Origin of the sequence: Mesorhizobium sp. WSM2561 (assembly GCF_000513915.1) — a bacterium.
In the GTDB taxonomy this organism is placed as follows: Bacteria; Pseudomonadota; Alphaproteobacteria; order Rhizobiales; family Rhizobiaceae; genus Mesorhizobium; species Mesorhizobium muleiense.
The window spans coordinates 1-5,729 of sequence record NZ_AZUX01000087.1 but is presented as its reverse complement, the minus strand read 5'-3'; the positions used below and the strand labels follow the sequence as shown (position 1 = coordinate 5,729).

Genomic DNA, 5,729 nt, shown 5'->3' with positions numbered 1-5,729 from the left:
AAGGACGCCGTCACCGAGGATTTCGCCAATCGGCAGCGGTGCAGGAAATTGTCCAGTTGAGAGATGGGTAACACTTTGAACCGGATACATGGGTTACAGTTTTCCCCCTGTGGTGTCCGCCGCAGCGCCATGCGGTTTGGTTGGCGCGACGCTGCGGCGGACAAGCTTCATGCGACTGGTGTCGAGGATGCCGAGCGGGTGGGCATGGAAGCTGAGCGCCCATTGACCATCCTCGGTTTCGGTGGCGGCGACCGCTTCGCCGGCCAGCGCCTTGGAAACGTAGACGAANCCNCCGTTCCANCTGATCTCGCCATTGTGGCGCACGCTGCGCACCGTCGCCTCGGCCGGATAGTCGGGCTCGGGCGGTGTCGCGGGCATGGCGCGCGGCGGAGACGGAAACGACATGCGCGGCGGCGATCACGGCGCGGCAACGCCGATTGGAGGCTTCGGCGGTCAGCCGGCGGCTCGCGCCCGCTCGGTGGCGGCCTGGTCGATTGCCGACCCGTCCGCGGACAGAGCGACGCCAAATTTCTCGCTGGCCTGTTCGGGCGTATAGTACCCCAGCCTGACATCCCGCAGCACCAGTTCCGGGTCGCGCTGCAGGGGATCACCATAGCCGCCGCCGCCCGGCGTGCCGACGCGCACGCGGTCGCCGGCCTGCAGCGCAATGTCCTGCTCCTTGGAGAGGTGCGGCGGCACATGTTCTCTGCCGTCGCGAAACACGGTCACCGTGTTGACCGCGCCGTCCTTGCCGCCGAGCGCGCCCTGCGGGCCGAAGCGGCCGTGGTCCATGACGAAGGAGGCGCGGGCGTCGCCGCGCAGGATCTCGACCTCATAGGCGAGGCCGAAACCGCCGCGATGCCTGCCGGTGCCGCCCGAGCCTTCGCGCAGGGCATAATGGCGGTAGAGCACCGGGAAAGCCTGCTCCATGATCTCGACCGGCGGCGATTTTGAAATGCCGATGGTCGAGCAGCCATTGCTCAGGCCATCATGATCGGCATTGCCGCCATAGCCGCCGCCGGAGATCTGGTACATGACATAGTCGCGGCCGCGGGCCGGATCGTTGCCGCCGAGCGCGAAATTGCCGCTGGAACCGGCCGGCGCCGCCGTCACCTTGTCCGGCAGCGCCTGCACCATCGCCGCGAACACCGCTTCGGCAATGCGCTGCGAAACCTCGGCGGCGCAGCCCGACACCGGGCGCGGATATTTGGCGTCGAGAAAAGTGCCTTCCGGCCGCTTGACGATCAGCGGCTCGAAGGCGCCGGCGCTGATCGGCACGTCGGGGAAAATGTGGCGCATAGCGAGGTAGACCGAGGACAAGGTCGTCGCCAGCACGCTGTTCATCGGCCCGGCGCAAGGCTTTGACGAGCCTGAGAAATCGAAGCTGAGCGTGTCGCCGTGTTTCTCCACCGCAAGCGCGATGGTCAGCGGCTCGTTCACCACCCCGTCGGAATCGACGAAAGCCTGCGAGCGATAGATGCCGTCGGGAATGGCCGATATGTTGGCGCGCATCTGTTCGGCGGCGCGGCGGCGCAGTTCAGCGATCGCCTCGACAACTGTTTCGTTACCGTAACGATCCAGGATGCCGTTGAGCCGGTCCTGGCCGATCAGCAGTGCCGCCGCCTGTGCGCGGATGTCGCCGATGCGCTGGTCGGCAACGCGGATGTTGGAGCAGATGATGGCGTAGATCTCGCGGTCGAGCACGCCCTGCTTGAACAGCTTTACCGGCGGCAGTCGCAAGCCTTCCTGTTCGACCGCCGTTGCCGAGGCAGAAAAGCCGCCCGGCACCGAGCCGCCGATGTCGGGCCAGTGGCCGGTGTTCGACAGCCAGCAGAAGATTTTTCCGTCCCTGTAGACCGGCATGGCGAACCGCACATCCATCAGATGGGTGCCGCCGAGATAGGGGTCGTTGACGATGTAGATATCGCCTGGCCCGGGCGGCAGGCAGCGTCCGTCGGCGATCATCTCGATCACCGTCCTGGTCGAATACTGCATGACGCCGACGAACACCGGCAGGCCCTGGCTGCCTTGTGCGATCAGCGATCCGTCGACCGCCGAATAGATGCCGTCGGAGCGGTCGTTGGCCTCGGCAATGACCGGCGAGAAGGCAGCGCGCGAAAACGTCAGGTCCATCTCGTCGCAGACCTGCTGCAGCGCCGCCTGGATGACCGAAAGCGTGATAGCGTCGAGCTTTTGCATCTCAGGCCTCACCAATGTCGATGATGATGTTGCCGTCGGCGTCCGAGCGCGCCCGGTCGCCGGGCTCGAGCACGGTGGTGGCGTCCATCTGTTCGAGGATCGCCGGCCCTTCGATGACGGCGTCGAGCGGCAGCTTTTCCCTGACATAGACCGGCGTGTCGTGCCAGCGTCCGCCATACCAGACCGGCCGGATTTCGCGCTGTGCTTCGGCCAGCGTTGTCGCGCGCCCCGCAGGGTCGATCAGTCGGGACAGATCAATCGCCGGCCGCAGGCCGGTGACCGAGGTGTTGAGGTTGACCAGATTGGCGCGGATTTCCGGCAGCTCGACCTTGAAGCGGGCGAAATAGGCCTTTTCGAACAGCTGCTGCAGGACCGCGCGCGTCACCGAAGACGACGGCAGCGGGACGTTGATGATATGGGTCTGGCCGACGAACTGCATGTCGGCGGAATGGGTGACGCGGATCGTCTCCGGTTTCACCGCTTCCTTGCCGATCAGCTCTTCGCCTTCGTTTCGGTGCCGTTCCAATATGGCATGAAGCTTGGTTTCATCAAGACTGGCCACCGGTTGGTTGACGGTGTTGACGAAATCGTGCCTGAGATCGGCGACGACGCAGCCGAGCGCATTGGTGATGCCCGGCCGTGCCGGCACCAGCACCTTTGGCAGGCCGAGCTCGCGCGCCAGTGCTGTCGCATGCAGCGGCCCGGCGCCGCCGAAGGCGAACAGCGCGAAATCGCGCGGGTCGTGGCCGCGCGACACCGAGACCAAGCGGATGGCGCCGGCCATCTTCATGTTGCCGAGCCGCAGCACCGCGCCCGCCGCCTCGACGCCGGACAGGCCGGTGGGACGGCCGATCCTGTCCTCGAATATCCCGGTGACGTGTTCGACGGTGACGGGGTTCTCGACCGCAAGCAGCTTCTTCGGCGCCAGCCGGCCGAGCACCAGATTGGCATCGGTGATGGTCGGCTCGCTGCCGCCGCGCCCGTAGCAGATCGGGCCGGGATTGGCGCCGGCGCTTTCCGGGCCGATCTGGATCAGGCCTGCCGCATCGACGCGGGCGATCGAGCCGCCGCCGGCGCCGACCGTGTGCACCGCCACCATCGGCACATGGATCGGCATCGCATATTCGATCTCGATCTCGTTCGAAACCGCCGGTTCGGCATTGCGGATCAGCGCCACGTCGGTCGAGGTGCCGCCCATGTCGTAAGTGACCAGGTTTTCGAAGCCGGCGCGTTTTCCCGTATAGGCGGCGGCGATGACACCGGAGGCCGGACCCGACATGACGGTCTTGGCTGACTCGCGTGTGACAAAGCGGGCCGAGATCATCCCGCCATTGCCGTTCATGATCAGGAAGTCGCGGGCGTAGCCTTTTGATGCCAATTCCTTGCGCAGCCGTTCGACATAGCGTTCGAGGATCGGCTGCACCGAGGCGTTGACCGAAGCGGTGACGCCGCGCTCGAATTCGCGCGCTTCCGACAGCAGCGCATGGCCTGTCGTGATGTAGCTATTCGGCCAAAGCTCGGCGGCGATCTCGGCCGCGCGTCGTTCATGCGCCGGATTGGCGTAGGAATGCAGGAAATGGATGACGAGGGATTCGCAGCCGGCCTCGATCAATTGTGAAACCGCCGCGCGCATCTCGGCTTCGTCGAGCGGAATGCGCACCGCGCCCGAGGCTTCGACGCGCTCCGACACTTCAAGCCGCAGATTGCGCGGAATGATCGGGACGAAACTGCCGGTCATGCCATAGGCCTGCGGCCGCGTTCGCCGTCCAAGCTCGATGACGTCGCGAAAGCCGCGCGTGGTGATCATGCCGGTCCTGGCCAGCCGGCGTTCGAGCACTGCGTTGGTGGTGGTGGTCGTGCCGTGCACGATGAGGTCGATGCCGCGGATGGGAAAGCCGGTGGCGTCGAGCGCCGAAACGACGCCGAAGGCCTGGTTGTCGACAGTGGTCGGGGTCTTGGCGATATGCACCTTGCCACCGTGACGCCCGTCGATCAGAAGCAGGTCGGTAAAGGTTCCGCCGACATCGATGCCGGCGACGACGCTGCCCGAGGAATCCAGCGTCTGCGCCGAAAAATTCTCTTCCATTGTCGAAACCCGAAATGTCAGGACTACAGATATGTCTCAGTTTGGAAAGGTGTTTCAGCCTGGCGTCTTGACGCAAATATCATTTGTATACTAATAAATTCCGGACACAAGAGCTTACCGCTTGGCAGTGTGCAAACGGCACGCCGGAACCTGATCGGTTCGGGCGCGCAGGAGAAAGTTTGGCGTCAGCGCCCTCGGGTTGGCCAGAAGGTTAGGCCAGAAGGTTAGGTTTGATGAACACCACATCCGCGCTCAACATCGCCGGCGCCCGGCCGCTGCAGTTCCCGATACCGGCCAATGTCTATGCCGAAACCGTCGTCTCGGTTAAGCACTATACCGACCGGCTGTTTTCGTTCCGCATCACCCGGCCGCAGTCGCTGCGCTTCCGCTCCGGCGAGTTCGTCATGATCGGCCTGCCCAACGCCGAAAAGCCGGTGTTCCGCGCCTATTCGATCGCCAGCCCCGCCTGGGACGACGAACTGGAATTTTTTTCGATCAAGGTGCCGGACGGCCCGCTGACGTCCGAGCTGCAGAAGATCGAGATCGGCGACACCGTCATCATGCGGCAAAAATCGACCGGCACGCTGGTGGTCGACGCGCTGACCCCGGCCAAGCGGCTGTTCATGATCTCGACCGGCACCGGCATCGCGCCCTTCGCCAGCCTGCTGCGCGATCCCGACACTTTTGAGAAATTCGAGCAGGTCGTGCTGACCCACACCTGCCGCGACAATGCCGAACTGACCTACGGCCAGGAGCTGGTTGCAGAGCTGGAGAACGACCCGCTGATCGGCGAGCTGACCGGTGGCCGCGTCACGCTCTACAATTCGACGACGCGCGAAACCTCCGAGCGCATGGGCCGCATCACCGCGCTGATCGGCTCGGGAAAATTCTATGCCGATCTCGGCATCGACAAGCTCGACCCCGAGACCGACCGCATCATGATCTGCGGCTCGATGCACATGCTCAGGGATGTCAAAGAGCTGGCCGAAAGCCTCGGCTTCGAGGAAGGCTCGCTGCACCATCCGGCAAGCTTCGTCGTCGAGCGCGCGTTTGTCGGGTAGGGTCTTTCCTTCTCCCCTTGTGGGAGAAGGTGGATTGGCGCGCAGCGCCAAGACGGTTGAGGGGTGCTGGACGGAGCGCGGCGGTGCCAAGCTGGAACACCCCTCATCCNACCTCGCTTCGCGAGGCCACCTTCTCCCACAAGGGGAGAAGGAAGAGCGCCGCGCTGTTCGGCTGATGTCACAGCAGGCTTTTTCCGTTATGACCGCCTGAAGGACTCGTGAAGCGCTGCTTCACGGGCTATCTTCGGCACAGTCGTCGAACGAAAGGGCAGGAGATGAGCAGCACCAGCCGCGAAGCCGAGCTTAGTGCCGACAGATTGGGACCTTCGAAGATCACGCCGCTGCCGGCGCGTACCGCCGCCAATGCGCCGGCGCCGCAGGCG

Annotated in this window: 3 protein-coding genes; 1 reads left to right on the top strand and 2 read right to left on the bottom strand. The window is 64.5% G+C overall.

Features of this window, described 5'->3' with window-relative positions; genetic code table 11:
* Positions 1-453 precede the first annotated feature (453 nt).
* Complete coding sequence (locus M727_RS0132335) at positions 454-2,199, bottom strand: hydantoinase B/oxoprolinase family protein (RefSeq protein ID WP_027155995.1); 1,746 nt, start codon at positions 2,197-2,199, stop codon at positions 454-456.
* A gap of 1 nt (position 2,200) precedes the next feature.
* Complete coding sequence (locus M727_RS0132330; protein ID WP_027155994.1) at positions 2,201-4,285, bottom strand: hydantoinase/oxoprolinase family protein; 2,085 nt, start codon at positions 4,283-4,285, stop codon at positions 2,201-2,203.
* A gap of 233 nt (positions 4,286-4,518) precedes the next feature.
* Between M727_RS0132330 and M727_RS0132325 the strand changes: the two genes are divergently transcribed.
* Entirely contained in the window at positions 4,519-5,346 is an 828-nt protein-coding gene (locus M727_RS0132325; protein ID WP_027155993.1) for a ferredoxin--NADP reductase, read from the top strand.
* Positions 5,347-5,729: the final 383 nt, after the last annotated feature.